The organism is Pseudopedobacter beijingensis, from assembly GCF_042678145.1.
Classification (GTDB): domain Bacteria; phylum Bacteroidota; class Bacteroidia; order Sphingobacteriales; family Sphingobacteriaceae; genus Pseudopedobacter; species Pseudopedobacter beijingensis.
Genome location: NZ_JBHUDG010000002.1, coordinates 110619 through 135079 on the forward strand (window position 1 = coordinate 110619; position 24461 = coordinate 135079).

Consider the following 24461-nt stretch of genomic DNA (forward strand, 5'->3'; position numbering starts at 1 on the left):
CTAAAAAGGAGCATCATCATCCATATCCCAATTCTTTGGTTTCAGGGTAATGGTATCAAACTGTGCCGATGGAGACATGTTAGAAAACGGATCTGTGTTGGCTGCTGAATCTAATGCTGGTGTACCCAAAGAGTTGTAGCCATCTTCCAGATCAGCAAATTTTACGTATTGGCCAATAAACCTTAAAGGAACGGTTGTTGTTTCGCCGTGTCTGTTTTTTGCGATGATAACTTCACCAACACCAGCCGTTGAATTTCCGTTTTCGTCCTGATCCAACCCGTAGTATTCCGGGCGGTACAAGAAAAGTACCATGTCGGCATCCTGCTCAATCGCTCCGGATTCACGTAAATCCGATAGCATTGGTCGTTTAGCACCTCCTGGTCGGCTTTCAACAGCCCGGCTTAACTGAGATAGTGCAATAACCGGAATTTCCAACTCTTTAGCTACCTGCTTTAATGCCCTTGAAATACTTGAAATCTCCTGCTCACGGTTTCCTCCGCCTTTTCCGTCAGCTTTCCCACTCATCAATTGTAGATAGTCAATAATCACCATCTGGATGTCGTACTGAGATTTCAGACGGCGGCATTTGGCTCTAAACTCAAATATATTTAAAGCAGGAGTATCGTCCAGAATAAGAGGTGCTTCACTCAAATTTCCTATTTTTGAAGTCAATTGGTGCCATTCCCAATCCAGCAAATTCCCTTTTCGTATTTTATTCTGCTCAATTTCTGCCTCTCCAGAAATTAAACGGTTGGTTAACTGTACAGAGGACATCTCTAAAGAGAAAACAACCACTGGTTTTTTAAATTGTACGGCAGCATTTCTGGCACAGCTTAAAACAAACGCTGTTTTTCCCATCGCGGGCCTTGCTGCAATAATCACCAAATCTGATTTCTGCCAGCCGTTAGTTATTCTGTCTAAAGCAGTAAAACCAGATGGTACACCTGTCAAAGAATCATCTTTGTCTTTTAGTGATTCTAATAATTTTACCGATTCTTTTACAACATCATCCATTTTTCTGGAATCTCTTCTCAGGTTGTTTTGGGCTATGTCAAAAAGGTTTTTTTCGGCATAATCTAACAGCTCGAAAACGTCGCTGGTGTCTTCATACGATTGATTGATGATATCTGTAGAGATCCTGATAAGTTCTCTTTGGATGAATTTCTGAGAGATGATACGCGCATGATATTCAATATTTGCTGCGGAAGCTACCCTGTTGGTTAATTCGGTGATGTAAAATGCTCCACCCACTATTTCCAAATCACCTTGTTTTCTTAATTGAGCAGCTACCGTTAAAATATCAACCGGAGATGATTGGGTAAATAAAGTCTGTATTGCTTCAAATATTTTCTGGTGTGCTTCTTTGTAGAATACATTGGGTTTTAAGATGTCTATTACAGTAGATAGCGCATCTTTTTCCAACATTAAGGCACCCAAAACAGCCTCTTCCAGATCTAGTGCTTGTGGAGGTAATTTTCCAAAAGCAGGAACTGTAGGGGCATTCAATCTGGATCTTCTATCTCTTGAAACAGGTAAATTATTGGATTCGGCATCAAAACTCATGTTACAAAAGTAGCCATTTTTTCGACTCAGAATAACTACTCTTGAGTGCTTATCTGTAATTAGCTGTGGATTAATCAATAAATTATGCATTTGCGCATTAACTTATTAACACAAGCTGTTTATAACTTGTTAGAAAGTTTCATTAAACCTCATTGTTTCGGTGAATAAACAGGTTGTTGATAAAAAAAGCAATTGTTTATTAACATCTATTTGAATCCTGCTTTTCTGCGGAAATCGATACCCTTTTTTTATCTTTGCGGACTATGCAGGATAGGAATTTTAAAAGACAGCAGGCTCCTAAAGAACAAAACCAGATGGTATTTGGTATAAGGGCAGTAATTGAGGCTATAAAAGCAGGCAAAGATATCGAATCGTTGTTTATTCAGCGGGGTCTTACCGGAGGCCTTTATGCCGAATTAAAAACGCTTTTGAGGGAGTATGATATTCCTTCGCAACAGGTGCCTATTGAAAAGCTGAATAGGATAACTGCTAAAAACCATCAGGGAGTGATTGCTTTTATTTCTCCTATTTCTTATCAAAAGATAGAAGATATTATTCCTCTGGTTTATGAGCAAGGAAAAACACCTCTGGTATTAATTCTGGATAGGGTAACAGATGTGCGTAATTTTGGTGCTATTGCCCGTACTGCGGAGTGTACAGGTGTTGATGCTATTGTAATTCCTAAAAAAGGCGCTGCCCAGATTAATCCTGATGCTGTTAAAACTTCTGCTGGGGCTTTGTATAAAGTTCCTATATGCCGTCATGATAGTTTATTAAGTGTATTAAGGTTTCTTAAAGACTCGGGTTTACAAATTGTTTCCTGTACCGAAAAAACAGATGATTTTATATATAAACCTGATTTTACTGCGCCAACAGCAGTAATTATGGGTTCTGAGGATGAAGGTATTGCTTTTGAGCTGATTAGAAACTCTGATTATTTGACTAAAATTCCGATGGCAGGTGAAATAGAATCGTTGAATGTATCGGTTTCTGCCGGTATTATTTTATATGAAGCGGTAAGACAGCGCTTGTAGAAAGCATGTTTTAACGTTCTATGAATTAGTGTGTTAAAGTTTTGTTAAAAATATTTTGTCTCTTGTAGATTGAAAATCCAACTTTTAAATTTATACTACTTCAATCAAACAAAAATTGGGGCAAAGTTCATTTAATTAAAACGGACATGAAAAAACTAATGAGTTTAATTGCAATGGCTGCTTTCGGATTAAGCATCGCATTTGCACAAGCACCTGCTACAGCTACTAAAGCTGAAAAAACTGTTAAAAAAGAAACAAAAACAGTTGCTGCCCCGGCTAAAGCCGATGAAAAAAAAGAAGTAACCAAATCCGAAAAACATTTAAAAGCTGACGGAACGCCTGACAAGCGTTACAAAGAAAACAAGGCTAAGGAGGCCCCTAAAAAGAAAGATGGCACTCCAGATATGCGCTACAAAGAAAATAAAGAAAAAGCTAAAAAATAGATTAGCAAAAAAGGGAGTATTTATACTCCCTTTTTTATTGTCCTACCATTACACCTGCTTTGTTAATGAGCGGAACCTTAATAAAATTAGATTCTACGATGCTTTCCGGGAGGAATATGAATTTTTTATCGTAAATATTCTTATCTATGTAGTACGATATCCAATACTCGTTGTTTAAGCCAAAAACCTGTTCATCAATAACTTCAATTTTTGTATAAGTATGTGCTGTAATAACCGGAATCATGTGTCTGAGTACACTGGTTTTTACCTCGGTTCCATTTTTTGTACCGTATCCTTTAGAGGTAATCAAAACATTATGAAGATCCTGACTTTTGAGATTGATGATATAAACTCCCCAATTTTTGTTCTCAGGCGTTTCAGATTCGAGTACTACCGCTACAGATATATCTTCTACAATATTTTGGGGTAAATCTTTTTTCATAATGCTGTATGATCCGGAATTGTTTTTGTGTTATACGCCAGGATGTTTAAAAACTTACGAAGTTTATTTTGTATAGCTTATAAACTTCGTAAGTTTTGTTATAGTTCTCTTTTGCGTAAGGTCAGAGACTTATAAATGGGTGCCTTAAGCACATTATTTTTTAACGTTATACCTCTACTTTTTACGGGAAACGGCTTTCTTTTTAGCCTTGGCATCAAAAGCATCTGGCATTTGTTCGGTAATTAGTTTTTTAACATCATCCAAACTTAATACAGCCAGTTCCTCGGCGGTATATTTTTGGTTGGTAGCGGGGTTTTTGCTCAGTTTTACCATCGCTTTTCCGAAACGGATAAAAGGTCCCCATCTGCCATTTTCTATAGCTATTTTTTCAGATTCCCATTGCTGGATATATCTGTTGGCTTCTTTATCTATTTTATTGCTGATCAGTTCGTTAATTTCTGCTGGGGTCAGATTATCGAAATTATACCTTACGGGAACATTAATGAAGAGGTCTTTCCATTTTAAGAATGGTCCAAATCTTCCTTTTCCTTTGGATACAGGATGTCCCTGGTATTCAGCTATTGGAGCGTCAGCATCTAGCTTTTGTTTTATAATTTCGATAGCACGTTCGTTATCTACACTTAAAGGCTCTTCGTTTTTTGGTAAGGATATATAGGTATCTCCCCATTTTACATAAGGCCCAAATCTGCCTACACCTACCGAAACTTCTTTGTCTTTATAATTATTGAGCTGAAAAGGTAGCTGGAATAAATTTAAGGCATCTTCCAAAGTGATGGTGCTTACTGATTGAGTCTTTAATAAGCTGGCATACTTTGGTTTTTCCTCATCGTCCAGTTCACCAATCTGAACCATAGGCCCAAATTTTCCAACTTTAGTGTATACATTTTTTCCTGATTCAGGGTCTGTACCTAATAAACGTTCGCCGGTTGCCCGATCTGCATTTTTTAAAGTATCTTCTACCTCGGAATGGAACGGATGATAGAATTTGTTCAGCATATCTGTCCATTCTTTCAAGCCGTTGGCTATTTCATCAAATTGTTTCTCTACCGTGGCAGTAAAGTTAAAATCAACAATACCTTTAAAGTGTTCTACTAAAAAGTCGTTAACTACTGCACCAATATCGGTAGGGAATAGTTTTCCTTTTTCTGTACCGCTTATTTCTGTTTTAACCTGATTGAGTATGTCTCCGTCTTTTAACGTCAGGGTTCTGTATTTTCTTTCTTTTCCTTCCCGGTCTTCTTTAACTACGTAACCTCTGTTTTGTATGGTAGAAATGGTAGGCGCATAGGTGGACGGACGTCCAATGCCCAGTTCTTCCAGTTTTTTTACCAAAGAAGCTTCGCTGTATCTTGCAGCAGGTCTGGTAAATCTTTCAGTGGCCGACATTTCGTTCAGGTTTAAGGCCTGTCCAATTGATAATGGAGGTAAAATCGCATTATCAGTTTTGTCATCTAAATGCGCATCGCTTTCTTCGTCTTCAGACTCGAGGTAAACTTTTAGGAAACCATCAAATTTCAATACCTCACCATTGGCAACCAGTTCTTCTGGTCTGGTAGATATATTAATTTTTGCTGTTGTTTTCTCAAATTGAGCTTCGCTCATTTGCGAGGCTATCGCTCTTTTCCAAATTAATTCGTAAAGCCTTTTTTCGGAAGCATCGCCATCGATAGAGTGCCATTCAAAATGTGTTGGCCTAATCGCTTCGTGTGCTTCCTGCGCCCCTGCTGTTTTGGTTTTAAAAACTCTTTTATGGTAATATTTATTCCCGTAAGCACTGTTTATCTCACGTTCCGATGCATTTAAAGCTGTTTCAGAAAGGTTAACCGAGTCTGTTCTCATATAGGTAATCTTTCCTGTTTCGTAAAGCCTTTGTGCAATAGACATGGTTCGCGAAACAGAATAACCTAACTTTCTACCCGCTTCCTGTTGCAAGGTTGATGTGGTAAATGGTGGCGCTGGATTTCTTTTTGTAGGTCTTACATCCAGATCCTTTACTTTGAAAATAGCGTTACGGCAATCGTTTAAAAATGCTTCCGCTTCTTTTTCGGTAGCATATCTTTGTGGCAGTTCTGCTTTTAATAATTCCCGACCTTTTCCGGTAGAAAAGATAGCAACAATTTTATAAGCTGATTCTGTCTCAAAACCATTGATTTCACGTTCTCTGTCTACAATGAGACGCACTGCAACAGATTGTACTCTACCAGCAGATAATGATGGTTTTACCTTTTTCCAAAGTACGGGAGAAAGTTCAAAACCAACTAACCTGTCCAATACACGTCTGGCTTGTTGTGCATTTACCAGATTGTAATCTATTCTTCTGGGATTCTCTATTGCTTTGGTAATCGCAGGTTTGGTAATCTCGTGGAAAACAATACGTTTGGTATTGTCTTCTTTAAGACCTAAAGATTCAAAAAGGTGCCATGCAATGGCTTCCCCTTCGCGGTCCTCATCCGATGCTAACCATACTGTTTCTGCGTTTTTTGCTAGTTTTTTCAGTTCGGCAACTACCTGTTTTTTGTCAGCCGGTATTTCGTAATGTTGTTTGAAATTATTATCGACTTCTATAGCACCATCATCCTTCTTCAAATCCCTAATATGTCCATAACTGGACTTAACCAGGAAATCTTTTCCTAAATAACCTTCGATTGTTTTTGCTTTTGCCGGTGACTCAACAATGAGTAAGTTTTTCGCCATTAATATTCTGATTTTACCGCAAATAAAGTATAATATATTTTTTATCCCAAAAAATAACTCAATTAAAAGCAAATAGTAGGTTCAATCTGGGCATTATGATATAATTACAACAATTATCTATGCTCATTTAAAGTCATGGTGTAAATATAGCCATGAATAATTATGCCACTCTGTATGTTCTTTTCTATTTGCCGATCTTCTTTTTTTACCAAGCCTATTTGTTTGGCATAAGTTTCCAGCGTGTATTCTTCGTCAATCAGGTTGAAGTCGTCTATTTGTAATACATCTACAACATCATATTGCTGGTTGCCTATTTGTCTGCCTTGTTCTATATTATCTATTCTATAGATCTGTTTATCAAGTGTATTCCTTGAATTTCCGTTCCAGCTAGCATATATTTCTGGCGGAAATATAATTTTTATATGTGTAAGGTTGTCTGAGGTTTCTTCTCCCGACCTTAAATGTATACTTCTGGTAAAGTTTTTTTGATATATCCACAGCTGCTCATTCTCATTCTTTTTATAGCGTTCTACCCGGTATACCGGGTCTCCCACAGTATTTAAAAAAGAAGAGGTTATACTATCTTTTAGCTGAAATCTGTAATTGGTGCTCTTGCCTGTGAATTTATCGTAAAATGTTGAATCTACATCGTAAATCCAGACCATTTTTTCTTTCAGGGGAAAATAATCAAAACCCAAATCACGTTTAGGGGCATCTTCTTTTTTACATCCGAAGAGTAATAAAGTTGCTGTAAAAAATAGAGTTACCCTAAACATAGTTTTTTATAAATGAGGAACTAAGATAAAATAATACTGTTGATGTTTGAAATAAATGCAGAAATATCTTTGTAAGAAAGTAATGTGTGATTGCTTTGTAGGCCGTCATGTGCTTTTTAGCACCTCAAAATTAAATATTGTTTCATCTACATTCCTTTTTGCGGGTTCTGTTTTTAATAACTTTAATTCAATGTCTATCGTAATTAAAGCTAACTAGCAGGGTTTAAAAAAGAATTAACTGATCAGAAGGGACATTTTATGAGTTGATTAGCATTCTGTACAATTGAAATAGAGCTGTCGCCACAATAACTCCCAATACGATATATCGGAATGTTTTTTCTGATGTTTTATTCAAAATGAGTTTTCCTAAATAGCTACCTAAAATACTTATCAGTACCAAAAAGGGAATGAGGATTAGATTTTCTTTTTTGAAATAACCATTACTTGTGTATACAATAGCCCGGCTGAGATCGACACCTAAGTCTATAAATGCAGAAGTTGCAATAAAGGCATCTTTAGATAGATGAAATGCGGATAGAGTAATTCCTCTGATAGCACCTCCTGTTCCTGCTACACCAGCAATAAAGCCAGAAGCAATACCTCCGGCATAAAGGTTGGCATTGCTTTTTTTTAGTTTTTTATCAAAATTAATAATCAAGTAAATAGAAAGAATAATCAGGATGATATTCATTGCCAGTTCTATCTGTTCTGTAGGAAACCATGTGGTGATAAACGCACCTATAGTCACAAAAATAACCGCAGGTACACCTAGTTTGATTACAATGTCTTTTTGGATTCCTTTTCTGAAAAGCGCAATCTTGGAAAGATTACTAAAAACGTGAAATATGGCCGTAATACCTAAGACTGTTTTGAAATCAAAATAAAGTGAAGCGACAGGTACAAATAGTATGGAAGAACCAAAGCCTGAAATAGTACCCAGTACTTCTGCAATGAAAGCCAGAAATATAAATACAAAGTATTTTTCCATGCTTTTAACCTAAAGAAACGGTTTTCATATAAACTTTGTGTTGATTACATCAAAAAACCACCTCCTAAAAGATCATTTCCTTCGTAAAATACTGCGGACTGTCCGGGGGCAATACCAGTAACTGAATGATGAAAATTTACTTTCATTACATCACCTTCCTGATGGATGTGACTTAAAGTTCCCGGGTCTTTATACCTGATTTTTGTGACTGCTTCCAGAGGTTCAGGAATAGAATCGTATTTTATTAAGTTAAGGTTTCTTACTATTGCTTCTCTTTTTTGGAGATCGGCTTCATCACCTAAAACAACGGTATTACTTTCTGGCAATATCTGCGTTACAAACATGGGTTTTCCTAAGGCGATTCCTAAACCTTTTCTTTGGCCAATGGTATAAAAGGGATAACCTTGATGTGTGCCTACTTTGGTCCCGTCTACTAACACAAAATCTCCGCCAGCTACTTCTGTTTCTAATTCAGGAACGCGGTGTTTTAAGAAAGAACGGTAATCGTTCTCTGGTACAAAGCATATTTCGTAACTCTCGCTTTTTTTTGCTAGTTCTTCCTGTCCCATGTCTAAAGCCATTTGTCTGATCTCTGCTTTAGTAAAAGAACCCAGAGGGAACTTTGTACGAGCCAGGTTCTCTTGCGAAACTCCCCAAAGTACGTATGATTGGTCTTTGTTTTCGTCTTTACCTTTAGATATTACATGTCTGCCATTATCTTGCAAACGGATATTGGCATAATGTCCTGTAGCAATAAATTCGCAATCCAGTTTGTCGGCGCGCTTTAGTAATGCTTCCCATTTAATATGGGTGTTACATAAAACACAAGGGTTTGGGGTGCGTCCGGCCAGGTACTCATCTACAAAATTATCAATTACATAGTCGCCAAACTCGTTACGGATGTCCAGGATATAGTGCGGAAACCCATAGCCCACCGCCAAAGATCTGGCATCGTTTATAGAATCTAAGCTACAACATCCGGTTTCCTTAGAGTTTGCACCGGAAGAGGCATAATCCCATGTCTTCATGGTTAGGCCAATAACTTCATATCCCTGTTCGTGAAGCATCACTGCCGCTACCGAACTATCTACACCACCACTCATGGCTACCAATATTCTTCCGTGTTTACTCATGATAATTTTTTTGCAAAGATAAAGCTTTAGCTACAGAAATTATATCCTGGTAGTCAAGAAGAAGTAAAATGTATGTTGGATATAAGTTTAGGTGAGAATGCGGCTGTCTCATAAACAGGAATGTTATATTGAGGCTGAGTATATTGTAATATAAATCAATATAAAATGACTTTTGAATTGTATTTCGGTAATCAAGCTAAAGCAGGTTCAACCGTTCTGCTTAAATTCCACATCAGCACAATTCGGTTGGCAGAGGTTACCTAAGTATAATCTTTCAAAGAATTGTGCGTAGCGGAGAGTTTTTGGTTCCTTTTTGCGGGAACATGCGAAGCATTCATGAATACTTTTTAAAAAACAAATAAAAACCATGAATAAAAGGAACTTGACCTGGTCGGTCAAGAGGACGGAGAGGTAAGATCGAAAATGCTTGATTGTGAGCTTTTTGTAAATAACGTCAATGGTAGTGGAGTCGAAATATGCCTTGAATCGCACTATACAGGGTTCGACTGAGTTTATCCTGAGCCCTTCGGCGGGCTCAGCCTGACAAAAAAAAACACTAATTTGAGACAGCCCTATTCTCTGCCTTAGTATTAGCCAATAATCAAATGGGGAAGATTTTCCTCCTCAAAAAAAGGTCTTATTGCTCTTTCTGCTTCTTTAATGATTTCGCTTAATGTGAGGTTACTTTCTGCATATTTATGAATCTCCTGAGTGGAAGGTTCTTGTGTACGAATGGCTGTTAATGCTTCTTTGTAAGCTTCCAGCTTGAGACCTTCGTCTTTTAATCTACCTACTTCTGCAATAATCCAGCTTAAAGAAAAGAAGTAATGTTTGTCCAGTAATATGGGGTTGTCCACCGTGATGAGATCAGGCAGCTTAGTAAATGATGAGTTTACAATTTTTGGCGTCATGTATTTTTCGAGATGAATGTCTGCTGAGGCCCTTGAAGCGTATTGAAACACACCCATAAATGCCGCAGGATAGATAGAAAGCCAGCGTAGCTTCCGTCTCATTTCATGAACATCGTCTTCAATATCATCAAATTTAAAGTCTCCGGATTCACTAAAGTCATTTAGTTTTTCGATGATATTCAGGTAGCAATTCTTTATATCAGCAACTTCCTCTTTCTCTTCCTGATAAGGGATTTCTGCTAGTTTTTTTCTTGTTTTTGCGATGCGTTCACCGCTTAACCACCCTTTTTCTGTCAGTATATCATTTAAGATGTTTTCTTTTTTAAGGGCTTCCGCTACAAAATAGTTTTTTATTTCTAGGCTGTCCTTATTGTTCGTGTTTATCTCTTTTGCAAAAGTATCATAATAATCTATCTGTCCTAAAGCATCTTCAACCATTTTGAAGTGGGTATTCAATTTATCAAACAGCTCTTTGTTGGCTATTTTTTTATATACTCTGCAAAGAGCTTCCAGCATAAAGAAAGGAGTACGCAGGTTATTGGTGTATAGCCACCTTGCCGGGTTTTCTTCTCCACGGGCTTTTTGTAAAAGGTCTTCAACTACGGAAAGGTGATGTTTGAAAGTTTGCTGGAGAATTTCCATATAAGTGATGTTGTTGTTTACTGGATGTATACTGTTTTGATGTTAACAAATTCTTTGATGCCTAAATAACCTAGCTCACGTCCATAGCCTGATTGGTTGATTCCTCCAAAGGGAAGTCTGGGGTCCGATTTTACAAATGTATTCACAAAACAAGAGCCCGCCTGAACTTTGTATTTAGCCAGATATTCCCCTTTCTTCAGATCTTTTGTGAAAATTGCGCCACCCAACCCAAAAACGGTATCATTAGCAATCTGCACCGCCTCGTTTTCGTCTTTTGCGGTGATAATAGATGCAACCGGACCAAATATTTCTTCATGGTAAGCCAATATACCTTTTTTTACATGAGTAAGAATGGTTGGCGGGTATAAAGCACCTTTTTCTTGGGGAATATATCCACCCAAAATACATTTAGCTCCTTGTTGTATAGATTGTTGTACCTGTTGATGCAGTTCATCCCGCAGATCTGCCCGAGCCATTGTGCCCAAATGATTTTGTTCATTTGCAGGGTCTCCAAAGCGTTTGGCCTCCATTTTCTCTTTAAATAATCTGATAAACTGCTTTTCTACGGTTTTTTCTACAATAAATCGTTTGGCCGCAATACAGCTTTGACCATTATTGATAAGTCTGGAGTTTACGCATATTTCTGCGGCGAGTTCTAAATCAGCATCTTTAAGGATAATATAAGCATCAGAACCTCCTAACTCCAATACGGTTTTTTTGATTAGGCTTCCTGCTAATTGGGCCACTTTTATACCTGCTTGTGTACTTCCGGTAAGTGTAACAGCTTTTACCAGTGGGTTTTTAATAGTGTCTTCTATTCTGCCGCCTGATACCAACAAAGTTCTGAAACTGTTAGCAGGAAATCCTGATGCTGCGATAATTTCTTCGATGGCTAGTGCACACCCCGATGCATTGGACGAATGTTTCAATAAGCCAACGTTTCCGGCCATTAAGGCCGGTGCGGCAAACCGGAATACCTGCCAGAACGGAAAATTCCAGGGCATAATGGCTAACACTATACCTATAGGCTGATAGCTGATATAGCTTTTTTGAGCTTCTGTTTCTATGATTTCGTCCTGTAAAAAAGATTCGGCATGTGTAGCATAGTATTCACATACCGATGCACATTTTTCTATTTCCGCAATTCCATCTCTCAAAGGTTTTCCAATTTCGCTAACCATGAGTTCTGCTAATACTTTTTTTTGAGATAATAGTTTGGTAGCTATATTTTTCATCCATTGTGCTCTGTCTTTAAATGTAGTTTCGGACAGATTTTTCCATGCTTTTTGGGTAGCATTTACAATGGATTCTACTTTTTTAGGGTTGTATTCCGTATAGCTTTTGATTAGCTTTCCGGTATATGGATTGATACTTTTTAAAGACATTGTTCTACAAATTACTAACTGTATATACAATGGTTAAAATAAAGCCTTTGTTTTTAAAAAAAGGATATTTATTCGAATTATTTGTGATTTTCCATTATTCGCTTTTACCTTTTTTCTATTATGCAATCCTAAATATGGAGGAGGTTGAGTCTGTATCAGAAATATAGTTTATGGTTTTTCCGATGAATAGGGATTACCTCTCAGGATAACAATCCATACAATAATGATGGGGTTTTTAAAAGTAAAGATTGTAGCTACTGGTTTCCTTTCCTTTTTAAGGAGCAATAACTGCTAAAACTTTTTCAAGGTCTTCCGGGGTGTCTATAGCCAGAGTTTCAGAATCCGTAAAAGAAACTTTAATGCGGTATCCGTTTTCCAGCCATCTAAGCTGTTCTAAAGATTCTGCTTTCTCCAGAGAACTTACAGATAGTTTGGCAATTTGTTTCAACACATCCACGCTGTACCCATAAATGCCTATATGTTTATAAAAAGTGTGATGTTTTAGCCAATCTTTTTTATCGTAATTTCTTAGGAAAGGCACAGTTTCACGACTAAAGTACAAGGCCTCGTTTTTAGTGTTCAATAATACTTTAGGAGTATTGTGATTGAAGAGTTCTTCCTGCGTTTTGATTTTTTTTACTAAAGTAGCCAGTTGAGTGTCTGCGGAATTGAAGCAGGCAGCTACCAGATTAATTTGGTTAGGGTCTACCAGTGGTTCATCACCTTGTATGTTAATAATAGCATCATAACCTGTGATTTTTTCGGCAACTTCTGCACATCTGTCCGTCCCGCTTTGGTGCTCAGAAGAAGTCATAATGGCATTTCCGTTAAAAGCCTTTACCGCATTGTAAATTCGTTCATCATCAGTAGCTACCACTAAATCGTTAAGGGTAGTGGCAGAGGCCGATTTCTCGTATACTCTTTGGATCATGGTTTTTCCGGCAATATCAACCAAAGGTTTACCCGGAAATCTGGTTGATGCAAATCTGGCTGGTATTATCCCTAATATCTTCATTGTAGGCAGTGTTTTCTGGTTTAATCTAATATAAACTTAAAACAGACCGTGAAATTCACGCTCTATACTATTGATAATAAAACCTAAATCATCGTTATTGTTTGCAAAATCTAATTTATCCTTATCCAGGATTAAAAGCTTTCCGGAATTGTATCCCTTTATCCAGGCATCGTATTTTTCGTTAAGCTTTTGAAGGTAATCCAGTCTGATGCTGGCTTCGTATTCACGCCCCCTTCTCTGTATGTTTTCTACTAATGTAGGAACCGATGCTTTTAAATAAATCAATAAATCAGGAGCTTTTATATAGGCCGTAATATTGTCAAAAATAGCTCGGTAATTGTTGTAGTCTCTGGACGTCATCAGACCCATTTCATGTAGGTTTTCTGCAAATATGAAAGCATCCTCATAGATGGTTCTGTCCTGTACTACATTTTTGGTATCGGCCTGTATATCTCTAATTTGCTGGAACCTGCTGTTCAGGAAATAAATCTGCAGATTAAAACTCCACCTTTTCATGTCGTTGTAAAAATCCTCCAGATAAGGGTTGTTATCTACCGTTTCAAAAAGAGCCTCCCAATTATAGTTTTTGGCGAGCATTTCGGTAAGAGTGGTTTTTCCTGCACCAATATTACCTACAACAGCAATATGCATATTTCCTGATCTTTTACTTTTTATTAAAATGATTTGAAACCAATGATTTCTCTAACATCTTTAAGCGTTTTAGAAGCGCTTTCATGCGCTTTATCCGCACCTAATTTTGCTACTTTTCTAAGATAATCATTATCAGCAGAAATAGCAGTTATTTTTTCACGGATAGGTGTCGTAGAAATAACCATGTCTTCTGCCAATTGTTTTTTGAAATCGCCATATCTTATAGCGCAGGTATTGTACAGGTTTTCGAAATGGGCAAGCGTATCCGCAGTGGAAACCAGCTTCATCAGATCAAACAGGTTTTGTATTTCCTGAGGCTTTTGTTGATTTTCTTCTGTGGGACCACCATCCGTTACTGCTTTCATTACCTTTTTTCGAATGGTTTCTGGAGAATCCGAAAGATAAACAGCATTCATCTCACCTTCAGATTTTCCCATTTTCCCTTTTCCGTCTAAGCCAGGTATTTTTACCAGTTCGTTGGAAAAGTTAAAAGCAAATGATTCTTTAAAATAGTCTACGTTATACATACGGTTGAAACGATTTCCGAAAGTACGGGTCATTTCAAGATGTTGTTCCTGGTCTTTGCCTACAGGTACTTTAGTCGCATGGTGAATGAGTATATCACAAGCCATCAGTACGGGGTAAGTTAGCAAGCCTGCATTTACATTATCAGGGTTTGCTCTCACTTTATCCTTAAAAGAAGTAGCCCTCTCCAGTTCGCCTAAATAGGCGTTCATATTCATGTATAAATATAACTCGGCAACTTCCGGTAAATCAGACTGAACGTATATAGTCGATTTTTCAGGATCCAGTCCTGCAGCTAAATATTCAACCAATACATTGCGTACCGTTTCCTGAAGATTGTTTGGCGTAGGATGCGTGGTTAATGAATGTAAATCTGCGATAAAGAAAAAGCAGTTATACTGCTCCTGCATCTTTACAAAGTTATTTAAAGCACCGTAGTAATTTCCTAAATGCAGTTTTCCTGTCGATCTTATTCCGCTAACAACTGTTTCCATAATGAGGCGAAAGTACGGAAAATTTATATTTTTGATTATATGAAACCGAGATGTTTGAATAAATGTTGACAGCTTTGCATCTACAAATATTTAAATGGGCCAGAGTTTATTTGCTTACCGTAAAAAGATAAAAACAGAAGAATGAAAAGAAAACTTAGGGTTTTGCATAGGTATTATTACCTGTTTCAGCTGGCAGTTTGGTTTTTTATACTTTATCCTTTTCTGTATTTTTTTTCACAAAAAAAATCCCGTTACAAATCCCTTAATTTTATTCGGAGAACAAATGCCTATATGGCGTCCCTTTTTTCGGGGATTATCTATAAAGTTCATTATAAAACAATATTAAACTGGGATAAAACCTATATCTTTTGTGCTAACCATAGCTCTAACCTGGATATTTTTGCATTGAGCGCAACTTTAAAAGGGAATTATTTTTTTATGGGAAAGCATGAGCTGCTGGATAGTATTTTTACCAGAAGGTATTTTCAGACCATCGATATTCCAGTAGATAGAGAAAGTAAAATTGGCGCATACAGAGCATTGAAAAAAGCAGAACAGCGTTTGCAGGATGGGTTAAGTCTGGTGATTTTTCCGGAAGGAGCCATAGAGGATCATTACCCGCCTCGCTTAATGCCCTTTAAAAACGGAACCTTTAAATTGGCTATTGAAAACAAAGTGGCCATTGTTCCTGTTAGCCTAAGAAATAATTGGGAGTTATTATGGGATGATGGAAAGAAATATGGAAGTAAACCAGGTATTAGCCATATTTATGTTCACGAACCTATAGAAACAATCGGGTTGACATTAAAAGATGAAGAAAATCTTAAAAATAAAGTCTTTGAAATCGTACATTCGAAACTGAGTTATAATAAGTAATCAAGAGGTATTCTGGATTTAATAGTCATGGAAATAGATAAGCAAACAGTAGAAAAAATAGCGCATTTGAGCAGATTGGAACTCAGTGAGGAAGAAAAGGAACGTTCAATTATCGAGTTAAATAAGATTTTGTCTTTTATGGACAAGCTGAACGAGGTAGATGTAACAGGCGTAGAACCCTTAATTCATTTGAATGAAGAAATTAACGTGTTAAGGCCCGATAAAGTGGTGCAGGAAATTTCAAAAGAAGATGCGCTTTCTAATGCTCCGAAAAAGAATGATGACTATTTTATTGTTCCAAAAGTGATAAAATAGAGGCTTTTTGTAACATTTAGGTTAAAAGTTTAGTCAAATACATATTTGAAGCCTGTGAGGCACAGTATTTTTAAGATGACGGAAGAAATCATTAAAATTAAAAACATAGGAAGAAAGTATGTCATTGGTACCGAAGTGATACATGCGCTTAACTCGGTAAGTCTGTCTATACAGAAAGGTGAATTTGTAGCTTTAATGGGGCCTTCGGGATCTGGAAAATCTACATTGATGAATATTTTGGGATGTTTGGACACGCCCAGTCAAGGCGATTACATACTCAATGGTACCAATGTAAGTCACATGACGGAGAACCAATTGGCTAACATCAGAAACAAAGAAATAGGCTTCGTTTTCCAGACATTTAACCTGTTGCCGCGTTCATCGGCACTGGATAATGTGGCATTACCCTTGATTTATGCAGGTATAAATAAAAAAGAGAGAGATGAAAGAGCAACTCAAGCGCTTATTAATGTAGGACTGGAGCACCGCTTACACCATAGACCGAACGAACTTTCTGGCGGTCAGCGACAAAGAGTGGCTGTTGCCAGAGCTTTAATTAACAACCCTTCGATTATACTGGCAGATGAACCTACCGGTAACCTGGATACCAAAACATCTATCGAAATTATGGGCTTACTGGAAAATATTCATTCGGGAGGCAATACCATCATTTTGGTGACCCATGAAGAAGATATAGCCCAACATGCTCACAGAATTGTAAGAATGCGAGATGGTTTGGTAGAAGACGATAGTTTAATCAAAAAAACTTAATTTATTTGCGGTCGTAAATGATTTGAAAGAAATACAGGTGTTGTTTGCCACCTCATGGTAGACCTCATACTGCTTAAATTAAAAGTTTATTTAGCATAGATGAAGATTTATACAAAGACGGGAGATAAAGGGCAAACCTCATTGATTGGAGGAACCCGTGTCTCTAAATCTGATCTAAGGATAGAAGCTTATGGAACAATAGACGAGTTGAATAGCTATATCGGTTTGATTAGAGATCAGGAACAAATTGATCATCATACTAAGGAATTACTGAAGGAAATTCAGGATCGGTTATTTACTATTGGTGCGATATTGGCTACCGATCCGGAAAAGGGGCATAAGAAACTCCCGGATTTAAGGGAAGAAGATGTTTTATTATTGGAAACAGAGATGGATAAAGCTTCTGAAAAATTACCTGTATTAAAACATTTTGTACTTCCCGGAGGTTTTGCTGCATCATCATTTTGTCATCTGGCAAGATGTGTGTGTCGTAGAGCCGAACGTTTGGTGGTTGGTTTAGCAGAAGTTTCACCGGTAGAGGATATTGTTATAAAGTATCTTAACAGACTTTCTGACTATATTTTTGTACTTTCGAGAAAATTGAATATAGATAACGGTATAGAAGAAAATAAATGGATTCCTAGAATATAAAAATGTGGATAACTTTTTTAGGAACTTTTAAATATTAAATTAGTTTTGCGAATAAATTAAAATTCTAAATATATGTATTGGACGTTAGAGTTAGCATCACATTTAGAGGATGCACCATGGCCTGCTACTAAAGATGAGTTAATAGATTATGGTATCCGTTCTGGTGCTCCTGTGGAAGTTATAGAGAACTTACAGGCATTGGAAGATGATGGAGAACCATACGAAAATATAGAGGAGATTTGGCCAGATTATCCGACTAAAGACGACTTCTTCTTTAATGAAGATGAGTATTAGGCAAGGAATCTTAAACATTCATTTTAGCCACAAGGTACATCACAAGATGTCAGGTGATTGTCTGAAAAGAAGGTTTTTTAAAGTCGAAGTGTAGGTCATTTCGGTGACTTAACAGAGTTTATTCCGATTTGTTGGAGAAAACTTGAAGCTTTTTGAGAAAGTTTTGGACTTCGCTCAGGCTGGCAGTAACCTTTTAGACGTTTCCTTTTTTGATTGCTGTACTTTGTGGCTTTTCACTTTTTGTGGTTTTTAGAGCTGTCAGCTCTAAAACTCAATGAAATAGAGTTGACACAATGTCTGGTGTTTTTATAAGTGAAATTCTCACCATAAAATACATGACCCAGGTGAGCCTTGCACTGAGTGCAAATGATTTCTATCCGTCGTCCGTCTACATCCGGAATTCGTGTAACAGCCCCTCGTATTTCCTCATCAAAACTAGGCCAGCCAATCAGCATCAAACTTGTTGGAAGAACGATATAACGGAGCATTACATCTTTTACAAAGGTATGTGCCCTGTTGTTTATGGTATAAGTATTTGCCAGAGTAAGGAGCTTCTGTACCTTTGTTAACTATTATCCGTTCTTCCTCTTTAGTGAGATTGTTGTAAGCTGATTGTTTTTCGTTAGCAGGTGTTTTATCCTGTGCACAGGCGTTCAGGCCTATACCTAACAGCAAAAAATAAAAGAATAGTCGCATCGCTTTTATATTCCAATCAAATAACAAAGTTAACGTATAAAAAATGGAAACGGTATTTCTTTACTGAAACTTATCAGAAGATGGAGGTACAGGAACAGAAGGAAAGAAAAAAGAAAAGGAGTTGTATGAAAAATAAAAACGTTGTCATTTCAGTGAGTACAGCAAAGAGAAAACTCTTCTCTAAGTATTTCTGAAAAAGATCCCTCAACTACGTTCGGGATGACAAGGTCCTTTTAATACAACCCCTTTCTGATAAAATATTTTAAAGAACAGTTATTTACCTAATAATTTAGCCATAGCAGCACCAATCTCTGCCGGGCTTTCTACTACAGTAATACCACATTCTCTCATAATTTTCATTTTAGAAGCAGCAGTATCATCTGCGCCACCAACAATAGCACCCGCATGGCCCATTCTACGTCCCGGAGGCGCAGTTTGACCAGCAATAAAGCCCACTACAGGTTTAGTGCCATGTTCTTTAATCCAATGAGCAGCCTCAGCCTCCATTCCACCACCAATCTCACCAATCATGATGATACCGTGGGTCTCAGGATCGTTCATTAATAATTCTACAGCTTCTTTAGTAGGAGTTCCAATAATAGGGTCACCACCAATACCTATAGCAGTAGTAATACCTAAACCAGCTTTTACTACCTGGTCTACCGCTTCATAAGTTAAAGTACCAGATTTAGAAACTACACCTACGTTACCTTTTTTGAAGATAAATCCAGGCATAATACCAATTTTGGCCTCGTCAGCGGTGATAATACCCGGACAGTTAGGTCCAATTAAACGGCAATTTTTATCGCTGATGTATTCTTTAACCTGAATCATATCTTTTGTAGGGATACCTTCAGTAATACAAACAATTACTTTAATACCAGCCTCTGCAGCTTCCATAATAGCATCTGCAGCAAATGCCGGAGGTACGAAAATAATGGATACATCTGCACCCGTTTTTTCTACCGCATCTTTTACAGTATTAAAAACAGGTTTGTCTAGGTGTGTTTGACCACCTTTACCCGGCGTAACACCTCCAACAACATTGGTTCCATATTCGATCATTTGGGTAGCATGGTAAGTACCCTCGTTACCGGTAAAACCCTGAACAATAACTTTTGAATCTTTATTTACAAGTACACTCATGGTTGAATTTTTGTATGGGCAAAACTAAGATAATCGCATTGAATACCAAAAGATTTCTAAGAATAATGCGAAGAAGTGGGATTTACATGACCAACCTTATTAGTTCATAGTCCATTGTTCATAGTCGATAGTTCATCATTTCAAACATTAAGCATTAAAAACTCAACATTCTAATCCATTCATCATTCATAGTTAATAAAGCTAGGAGTCTGATAGTTCATAGTTAAGGATAATTCATCATTCATAGCTTAATAGTCCATCATTTCAAACATTAAGCATTAAAAACTCAACATTCTAATCCATTCATCATTCATAGTTAATAAAGCTGGAAGTCTGATAGTTCATAGTTAAGAATAGTTCATCATTCATAGTTTAATAATTCAATCACTTAATAACTAACTACCCGCCAGGCAAATCACAAATTCACCTTTCACGGTTCCATTCATAAAATGCTGTTTCACTTCAAGTAGGCTTCCCCTTACTGTCTCCTCGTACATTTTAGTTAATTCCCTGGAAACAGAAACTTGTCTGTCCTCCCCAAAATATTCGATAAATTCATCCAACGATTTAAGTAAGCGGTGCGGCGATTCATAGAAAATCATAGTTCTTTTTTCAGATGCCAATTCTTTTAATCGGGTTTGCCTTCCCTTTTTGACAGGTAAAAAACCTTCAAAAACAAAACGATCATTGGGAAGTCCCGAGTTTACCAATGCCGGTACAAATGCAGTTGCCCCCGGTAGGCATTCTATCTCGATCTCATTCTTTATGGCCTCTCTGCTAAGCAAATATCCCGGATCTGATATTGCAGGAGTACCCGCATCAGAAATCAATGCTATAATTTTTCCCTCATTCAGGAATCTGATGATCTCGTTAACAGCCTTATGCTCATTATGCTGATGATGAGAGAATAATTTCTTATCTATACCAAAATGCTTAAGCATGGGCGACGAGTTTCTGGTGTCCTCTGCTAAGATAATGTCGGCCTCTTTCAATACTTTTACCGCTCTGAATGTCATATCGTCTAAATTGCCAATAGGCGTGGGTACCAGGTATAGTTTTCCTTTCATATTACTGTCGTTGCTCGTTTGTCGTTCATCGTCTCTCGTTTATCGTCTGCCGTTCATCGAACAACAAACAACGAATAACGAACATCGAAAGACGAATATCGAACAACGAAAAAACAAATTTAAATTCTATTTTTGTCAAAAAAACAAAATATGCTGCAAGTTAATTATATCCGCGAAAATAGAGCGCATGTCCTTGAACGTTTAAGTGTAAGAAATTTTGGTCAGCCCGAATTGGTAGACGAAATTATAGCTATAGATGAAAAGAGACGTTCTACGCAATCGCAGGGAGATGCATTACAGGCAGAAGCAAATGCCGCAGCTAAAAAAATAGGCGAGTTAATGAAAGCTGGCCAAAGAGAAGAAGCAGAAGCCATAAAAGCCAAAACTACGGCTGCAAAAGATGATATTAAAAGGCTAAGCGAAGAGTTAGCGGCATTAGAACAGGAAATGCATGATAAGATTGTGCAGTTACCTAATCTTCCGCACTCATCTGTTCCAAAAGGTATTGCTGCTGAAGACAACGAAGTGGTATTAACCCATGGCGAAGCCCCTGATTTACCAGAAAATGCACAAGCCCATTGGGACTTGGCTGCAAAATACGATCTGATAGACTTTGAATTAGGTACTAAAATTACCGGAGCAGGTTTCCCTGTATATAAAGGTAAAGGTGCAAAGTTACAACGCGCACTCATTAACTTTTTTTTAGCAGAAGCTGATAAAGCAGGCTACGAAGAAATGATGGTACCTCATCTGGTAAACGAAGCCTCAGGTTTTGGAACCGGACAATTACCAGATAAAGAAGGACAAATGTATTTTGTAGGATTGGATAATTTATATCTAATACCTACCGCAGAGGTACCTATTACCAATCTTTATAGAGACGTAATTTTAAAAGAAGAGCAACTTCCTGTAAAGAACTGTGGGTATACCCCCTGTTTCAGAAGAGAAGCTGGTTCTTACGGAGCCCATGTAAGAGGTTTAAATCGTTTGCATCAATTTGATAAGGTAGAGATTGTACAGGTGGTACATCCGTCTCAATCTTATGATGTGTTGGAGCAAATGAGCTTACATGTACAAGGTCTACTCCAAAAATTAGGTTTGCACTATAGGGTGTTAAGATTATGTGGCGGTGATATGGGATTCACATCTGCCTTAACCTATGATATGGAAGTTTGGAGTGCTGCGCAGCAACGCTGGTTAGAAGTTTCTTCTGTATCTAACTTTGAAACTTACCAGTCTAACCGTCTGAAATTACGCTTTAAAGGAAATGAAGGCAAACCACAATTGGCGCATACCTTAAACGGTAGTGCTTTAGCTTTACCCAGAATTTTAGCTTCTATATTGGAAAATAATCAGACAGAAGATGGAATTAGAGTACCAGAGGTGCTAATCCCTTATGTAGGATTTGATATTATTAAATAGTTATTTCCCCGGACTGATGTAAAAACGGAAGTCTGGGGAAATACCTTTTCAGGTATTTTGGTATACTAGTTCTTTGAGTCATTAGTTGAATTAGTTTGGAATGACTTGATGGATATCCGAGTGGCTATATTGTTCTTTTATCCTTATTCTGTACCCTTTGTTAATTTATTTTTTTCATAACCCACTCAACTATTGCATCACAATAAATTAAATTAAACTCAAAGAGTTCCTGGCTGGAATATGCTTTTTCTATCTCGCCTCTTAATATGGCTTTTGACCGATTGAGTCTTACTTTAACATTACTTTCGCTGATGTTCAATAAATCTGCAGTTTCCGATATGTTAAGGCCGTTTATCTCCCGTAATGAAAACACAACTCTATAGTCGAAGGGAATCTTACTAAGAGCTTCTTCTATTATACGCGCCAACTCCCGATTTTGAATGACTTTTCCCGTATCATTATTTGAATTACTAAACATAGGCTTTGCGTTGTCATTTATATCCTGTACCATTTCATTTTTGAAACTCGATTTTTCTTTCTTTCTGTAGCAATTATTCATCATGATACGAATAATCCAAGTTTTAAAGTCCGAACGTCCTTCAAATTGCGATAAACTTTTATATGCGCCAATAAAGGTTTCCTGTATGAGGTCTTGCGAGTCTTCATGATTATAATTATATGATCGACCTACTTTATACAGAAACGGGTTATACCTCCTCACTATAATTTCATAAAGAGATTTTTCTCCTGCCAGAATTCGTTCAATGATATCTGTTTCGCTAAGTTTTTCCGAGGTTGTTATCATGTCACTAGGGAATGATTGATTTTAAAGTGTTATATCTAAAATACATAATAAATTAAGGTAAGAGGTTGTTTTAGGATGTCTTAACTTTTTAAAACAACCTCTTTGCATTTGTAAGGGGGTATCCCGTAGTTTATGCAATTTATTTAATGAACTTCGATATTCTTGCCATAGAAAAAGCTGAGATTGCCATCACAAGATCGCGAATAGCTACATCTACATAATGGAATTCGATTATTAAGCTTAAGGCAATAGCTGTGAGCCATGCAGCTACAATGTATCCTCCAATTTCGGCTTTTCTCAGGACAATTATACCTGCTATAATTTCTATTACTCCCACAATCATCATGAAGGTAGAGGTGGAAACAGGAAGCAATGTTATTATAGATGGATTTAGATACTGATCCCAATGGGTAAGTAAATTCGTGAATTTATCTGCTCCTGCGACAATGGGAACAATTACAAATGTAGCTTTTAACAGGTTAAGCGTTTGCAATAATGACTGTTGAGAATTTTTACTTTCCATTTTATTTATGTTTTTATATACCCTTAGGGTAAGCGAGGAAAGAAAAAGTTACAAAAAGAGTAGTTTTTTGAATGCTGTAATTAAACTTTTCTATTCGGTATCAATGGCTTAACAAACAAATAATTGTTATACTAATCTTATTCTGGTTTGAGATTCTTTCGAAACCAAGGGATGATATATCAAATCATATCCAGAGCGGGAGTATACAGTGATTGGACCAAGATTGTAGCAAGCCCTGTATATAAATGGACTTTTGCGGACTTTCACAGAGTTTAGCGGACTTTTATGGACTTTAGGTGTTCTAGAAGAATAGTATGTTTAAGAAATACTGAATATAGTTAGATCTAATTTACTAAAAAACAGGTTTTAAAAGAAAGAGTGGTTAGTTCGTAAAGTTAACGAGATCATTTTTGTGTATTGTTATATGAAAAAGAACTACCCGGCTTATTATCAGTTTGTTTTGAGTGGTTATACTATGCTGATTTGAGTGGGAATGGTATATAGCTAGCCTTTTAAGGGGACGGATTATTTCCTTAAAAGGCTAGTCATAAAAAGTATGACCTTTTAATTATTTACCAACTTTTTCGAGATGATAAACGATGTAAGCAGTACTTCCGTTGTTTATTGGAAATGGCGAACTGAGCACCATATGTGTTTTATCTTTTATATCGATTTCCATTTGGTAACCTTCTCGTATGTTTCTTGCCTTTTCTCCGTCAGGAACCTTCTTGAACTGGAAAAGAGGTTTTGTGCCATTGTCTATTAAATCCCAATAAATATTTTCACTATTACCGTTAGTAAGAGTGATATAACCTTTTGCGCTGCCATATAACTTCCATGAACTACCTTTAAAAGATTCGTATGGAGCCATGTCAAAAGCATTCCTGATAGTATAATCAAAAGGGAAACCCTCTGTATACACGTCTGTTACTGTCCATAAACCACTGATGTTTTGTTTGGATACGCTTGTGGTTTGTTGTTGAGTGGCACCTTGTTTTGAAGCGCAAGACATTAGTCCTGTAGTAAGAATAAAAGACAGGCTGAGTAGTTTGATTAAATTTTTCATATTAGATATCTGTTGTTTAATTACCTCTATAACGTTTAAAAGGCGTAATTGATTGTTCTGAATACAGCTTTTTGTAAATAATAGGGTTTGATGAGTTGTAAAGCTACTCCTG

At 37.1% G+C, this 24461-nt stretch carries 26 protein-coding genes; 8 read left to right on the forward strand and 18 right to left on the reverse strand.

Annotated elements, in window-relative coordinates:
- A complete protein-coding gene (gene dnaB / locus ACFSAH_RS01425; RefSeq protein WP_379661036.1) occupies positions 1-1563 on the reverse strand; it encodes a replicative DNA helicase in 1563 nt (520 codons plus the stop codon).
- A 263-nt stretch (positions 1564-1826) separates the two neighbouring features.
- Between dnaB and rlmB the strand changes: the two genes are divergently transcribed.
- Entirely contained in the window at positions 1827-2597 is a 771-nt protein-coding gene (gene rlmB, locus ACFSAH_RS01430; protein ID WP_379660901.1) for a 23S rRNA (guanosine(2251)-2'-O)-methyltransferase RlmB, read from the forward strand.
- Positions 2598-2743: 146 nt separating this feature from the next.
- Positions 2744-3040, forward strand: coding sequence for a hypothetical protein (locus ACFSAH_RS01435; RefSeq protein WP_379660902.1), 297 nt, complete (start codon positions 2744-2746; stop codon positions 3038-3040).
- 34 nt (positions 3041-3074) lie between these two features.
- On the opposite strand, the gene ACFSAH_RS01440 is transcribed toward ACFSAH_RS01435, so the two are convergent.
- The 10 genes from ACFSAH_RS01440 to trpS form a co-directional block, all read right to left on the reverse strand.
- On the reverse strand, positions 3075-3482 hold the full coding sequence (locus ACFSAH_RS01440) for a hypothetical protein (RefSeq protein ID WP_379660903.1): 408 nt from the start codon (positions 3480-3482) through the stop codon (positions 3075-3077).
- A 174-nt stretch (positions 3483-3656) separates the two neighbouring features.
- Positions 3657-6197, reverse strand: coding sequence for a type I DNA topoisomerase (topA, locus tag ACFSAH_RS01445; RefSeq protein ID WP_379660904.1), 2541 nt, complete (start codon positions 6195-6197; stop codon positions 3657-3659).
- A 113-nt stretch (positions 6198-6310) separates the two neighbouring features.
- Positions 6311-6973 carry a hypothetical protein gene (locus ACFSAH_RS01450; protein ID WP_379660905.1) on the reverse strand — a complete coding sequence of 221 codons (663 nt, stop codon included), beginning with the start codon at positions 6971-6973 and terminating at the stop codon, positions 6311-6313.
- A gap of 256 nt (positions 6974-7229) precedes the next feature.
- A complete protein-coding gene (locus ACFSAH_RS01455; RefSeq protein ID WP_379660906.1) occupies positions 7230-7961 on the reverse strand; it encodes a sulfite exporter TauE/SafE family protein in 732 nt (243 codons plus the stop codon).
- A 44-nt stretch (positions 7962-8005) separates the two neighbouring features.
- Positions 8006-9094 (reverse strand): tRNA 2-thiouridine(34) synthase MnmA, encoded by a 1089-nt coding sequence (mnmA, locus tag ACFSAH_RS01460; protein WP_379660907.1) that lies wholly within the window; start codon positions 9092-9094, stop codon positions 8006-8008.
- Positions 9095-9684: 590 nt separating this feature from the next.
- Entirely contained in the window at positions 9685-10647 is a 963-nt protein-coding gene (locus tag ACFSAH_RS01465) for a hypothetical protein (RefSeq protein ID WP_379660908.1), read from the reverse strand.
- A 17-nt stretch (positions 10648-10664) separates the two neighbouring features.
- Positions 10665-12032, reverse strand: coding sequence for an NAD-dependent succinate-semialdehyde dehydrogenase (locus tag ACFSAH_RS01470; RefSeq protein ID WP_379660909.1), 1368 nt, complete (start codon positions 12030-12032; stop codon positions 10665-10667).
- A gap of 274 nt (positions 12033-12306) precedes the next feature.
- Positions 12307-13047 carry a 3-deoxy-manno-octulosonate cytidylyltransferase gene (gene kdsB / locus ACFSAH_RS01475; protein WP_379660910.1) on the reverse strand — a complete coding sequence of 247 codons (741 nt, stop codon included), beginning with the start codon at positions 13045-13047 and terminating at the stop codon, positions 12307-12309.
- A gap of 36 nt (positions 13048-13083) precedes the next feature.
- Positions 13084-13698, reverse strand: a complete 615-nt coding sequence (locus ACFSAH_RS01480; protein WP_379660911.1) for a deoxynucleoside kinase — start codon at positions 13696-13698, stop codon at positions 13084-13086.
- A gap of 23 nt (positions 13699-13721) precedes the next feature.
- A complete protein-coding gene (trpS, locus tag ACFSAH_RS01485; RefSeq protein ID WP_379660912.1) occupies positions 13722-14717 on the reverse strand; it encodes a tryptophan--tRNA ligase in 996 nt (331 codons plus the stop codon).
- Between the two features lie 291 nt (positions 14718-15008).
- On the opposite strand from trpS, the gene ACFSAH_RS01490 reads away from it, so the two are divergent.
- From ACFSAH_RS01490 to ACFSAH_RS01510, 5 genes are all read left to right on the forward strand, one after another.
- Entirely contained in the window at positions 15009-15593 is a 585-nt protein-coding gene (locus tag ACFSAH_RS01490; protein WP_379660913.1) for a lysophospholipid acyltransferase family protein, read from the forward strand.
- A 27-nt stretch (positions 15594-15620) separates the two neighbouring features.
- Positions 15621-15908 carry an Asp-tRNA(Asn)/Glu-tRNA(Gln) amidotransferase subunit GatC gene (gatC, locus tag ACFSAH_RS01495; protein WP_379660914.1) on the forward strand — a complete coding sequence of 96 codons (288 nt, stop codon included), beginning with the start codon at positions 15621-15623 and terminating at the stop codon, positions 15906-15908.
- A gap of 75 nt (positions 15909-15983) precedes the next feature.
- Complete coding sequence (locus ACFSAH_RS01500) at positions 15984-16679, forward strand: ABC transporter ATP-binding protein (RefSeq protein ID WP_379660915.1); 696 nt, start codon at positions 15984-15986, stop codon at positions 16677-16679.
- A 99-nt stretch (positions 16680-16778) separates the two neighbouring features.
- Complete coding sequence (locus ACFSAH_RS01505; RefSeq protein ID WP_379660916.1) at positions 16779-17330, forward strand: cob(I)yrinic acid a,c-diamide adenosyltransferase; 552 nt, start codon at positions 16779-16781, stop codon at positions 17328-17330.
- A gap of 72 nt (positions 17331-17402) precedes the next feature.
- The gene (locus tag ACFSAH_RS01510) at positions 17403-17624 is read left to right on the forward strand and encodes a DUF2795 domain-containing protein (protein ID WP_017258669.1); all 222 of its coding nucleotides are present in this window, start codon (positions 17403-17405) and stop codon (positions 17622-17624) included.
- A 233-nt stretch (positions 17625-17857) separates the two neighbouring features.
- Here the strand turns inward: ACFSAH_RS01510 and ACFSAH_RS01515 are convergent, their stop codons facing one another.
- The 4 genes from ACFSAH_RS01515 to rsmI form a co-directional block, all read right to left on the reverse strand.
- Complete coding sequence (locus ACFSAH_RS01515) at positions 17858-18112, reverse strand: peptide-methionine (R)-S-oxide reductase (protein WP_379660917.1); 255 nt, start codon at positions 18110-18112, stop codon at positions 17858-17860.
- Positions 18060-18320, reverse strand: a complete 261-nt coding sequence (locus tag ACFSAH_RS01520) for a peptide-methionine (R)-S-oxide reductase (protein WP_379660918.1) — start codon at positions 18318-18320, stop codon at positions 18060-18062. Before ACFSAH_RS01520 ends, ACFSAH_RS01515 begins: the two co-directional genes overlap by 53 nt.
- 273 nt (positions 18321-18593) lie before the next feature.
- The gene (gene sucD, locus ACFSAH_RS01525) at positions 18594-19466 is read right to left on the reverse strand and encodes a succinate--CoA ligase subunit alpha (RefSeq protein ID WP_379660919.1); all 873 of its coding nucleotides are present in this window, start codon (positions 19464-19466) and stop codon (positions 18594-18596) included.
- Between the two features lie 395 nt (positions 19467-19861).
- Entirely contained in the window at positions 19862-20533 is a 672-nt protein-coding gene (gene rsmI / locus ACFSAH_RS01530) for a 16S rRNA (cytidine(1402)-2'-O)-methyltransferase (RefSeq protein ID WP_379660920.1), read from the reverse strand.
- A 150-nt stretch (positions 20534-20683) separates the two neighbouring features.
- Here rsmI and serS point away from each other — a divergent pair, with 150 nt between their 5' ends.
- Positions 20684-21955 (forward strand): serine--tRNA ligase, encoded by a 1272-nt coding sequence (gene serS, locus ACFSAH_RS01535; RefSeq protein WP_379660921.1) that lies wholly within the window; start codon positions 20684-20686, stop codon positions 21953-21955.
- Positions 21956-22115: 160 nt separating this feature from the next.
- Here the strand turns inward: serS and ACFSAH_RS01540 are convergent, their stop codons facing one another.
- From ACFSAH_RS01540 to ACFSAH_RS01550, 3 genes are all read right to left on the reverse strand, one after another.
- A complete protein-coding gene (locus ACFSAH_RS01540) occupies positions 22116-22760 on the reverse strand; it encodes a sigma-70 family RNA polymerase sigma factor (RefSeq protein WP_379660922.1) in 645 nt (214 codons plus the stop codon).
- 139 nt (positions 22761-22899) lie between these two features.
- Positions 22900-23283 (reverse strand): hypothetical protein, encoded by a 384-nt coding sequence (locus ACFSAH_RS01545; protein ID WP_379660923.1) that lies wholly within the window; start codon positions 23281-23283, stop codon positions 22900-22902.
- 568 nt (positions 23284-23851) lie between these two features.
- A complete protein-coding gene (locus tag ACFSAH_RS01550) occupies positions 23852-24349 on the reverse strand; it encodes a hypothetical protein (RefSeq protein WP_379660924.1) in 498 nt (165 codons plus the stop codon).
- Between the last annotated feature and the right edge of the window lie 112 nt (positions 24350-24461).

Coding starts and splice junctions, on each gene's coding strand:
- dnaB (WP_379661036.1), bottom strand. CDS start 1,563: ATGAGTTTTGATGCCGAATCCAATAATTTACCTGTTTCAAGAGATAGA.
- rlmB (WP_379660901.1), top strand. CDS start 1,827: ATGCAGGATAGGAATTTTAAAAGACAGCAGGCTCCTAAAGAACAAAAC.
- ACFSAH_RS01435 (WP_379660902.1), top strand. CDS start 2,744: ATGAAAAAACTAATGAGTTTAATTGCAATGGCTGCTTTCGGATTAAGC.
- ACFSAH_RS01440 (WP_379660903.1), bottom strand. CDS start 3,482: ATGAAAAAAGATTTACCCCAAAATATTGTAGAAGATATATCTGTAGCG.
- topA (WP_379660904.1), bottom strand. CDS start 6,197: ATGGCGAAAAACTTACTCATTGTTGAGTCACCGGCAAAAGCAAAAACA.
- ACFSAH_RS01450 (WP_379660905.1), bottom strand. CDS start 6,973: ATGTTTAGGGTAACTCTATTTTTTACAGCAACTTTATTACTCTTCGGA.
- ACFSAH_RS01455 (WP_379660906.1), bottom strand. CDS start 7,961: ATGGAAAAATACTTTGTATTTATATTTCTGGCTTTCATTGCAGAAGTA.
- mnmA (WP_379660907.1), bottom strand. CDS start 9,094: ATGAGTAAACACGGAAGAATATTGGTAGCCATGAGTGGTGGTGTAGAT.
- ACFSAH_RS01465 (WP_379660908.1), bottom strand. CDS start 10,647: ATGGAAATTCTCCAGCAAACTTTCAAACATCACCTTTCCGTAGTTGAA.
- ACFSAH_RS01470 (WP_379660909.1), bottom strand. CDS start 12,032: ATGTCTTTAAAAAGTATCAATCCATATACCGGAAAGCTAATCAAAAGC.
- kdsB (WP_379660910.1), bottom strand. CDS start 13,047: ATGAAGATATTAGGGATAATACCAGCCAGATTTGCATCAACCAGATTT.
- ACFSAH_RS01480 (WP_379660911.1), bottom strand. CDS start 13,698: ATGCATATTGCTGTTGTAGGTAATATTGGTGCAGGAAAAACCACTCTT.
- trpS (WP_379660912.1), bottom strand. CDS start 14,717: ATGGAAACAGTTGTTAGCGGAATAAGATCGACAGGAAAACTGCATTTA.
- ACFSAH_RS01490 (WP_379660913.1), top strand. CDS start 15,009: ATGGCGTCCCTTTTTTCGGGGATTATCTATAAAGTTCATTATAAAACA.
- gatC (WP_379660914.1), top strand. CDS start 15,621: ATGGAAATAGATAAGCAAACAGTAGAAAAAATAGCGCATTTGAGCAGA.
- ACFSAH_RS01500 (WP_379660915.1), top strand. CDS start 15,984: ATGACGGAAGAAATCATTAAAATTAAAAACATAGGAAGAAAGTATGTC.
- ACFSAH_RS01505 (WP_379660916.1), top strand. CDS start 16,779: ATGAAGATTTATACAAAGACGGGAGATAAAGGGCAAACCTCATTGATT.
- ACFSAH_RS01510 (WP_017258669.1), top strand. CDS start 17,403: ATGTATTGGACGTTAGAGTTAGCATCACATTTAGAGGATGCACCATGG.
- ACFSAH_RS01515 (WP_379660917.1), bottom strand. CDS start 18,112: ATGCTCCGTTATATCGTTCTTCCAACAAGTTTGATGCTGATTGGCTGG.
- ACFSAH_RS01520 (WP_379660918.1), bottom strand. CDS start 18,320: ATGCGACTATTCTTTTATTTTTTGCTGTTAGGTATAGGCCTGAACGCC.
- sucD (WP_379660919.1), bottom strand. CDS start 19,466: ATGAGTGTACTTGTAAATAAAGATTCAAAAGTTATTGTTCAGGGTTTT.
- rsmI (WP_379660920.1), bottom strand. CDS start 20,533: ATGAAAGGAAAACTATACCTGGTACCCACGCCTATTGGCAATTTAGAC.
- serS (WP_379660921.1), top strand. CDS start 20,684: ATGCTGCAAGTTAATTATATCCGCGAAAATAGAGCGCATGTCCTTGAA.
- ACFSAH_RS01540 (WP_379660922.1), bottom strand. CDS start 22,760: ATGATAACAACCTCGGAAAAACTTAGCGAAACAGATATCATTGAACGA.
- ACFSAH_RS01545 (WP_379660923.1), bottom strand. CDS start 23,283: ATGGAAAGTAAAAATTCTCAACAGTCATTATTGCAAACGCTTAACCTG.
- ACFSAH_RS01550 (WP_379660924.1), bottom strand. CDS start 24,349: ATGAAAAATTTAATCAAACTACTCAGCCTGTCTTTTATTCTTACTACA.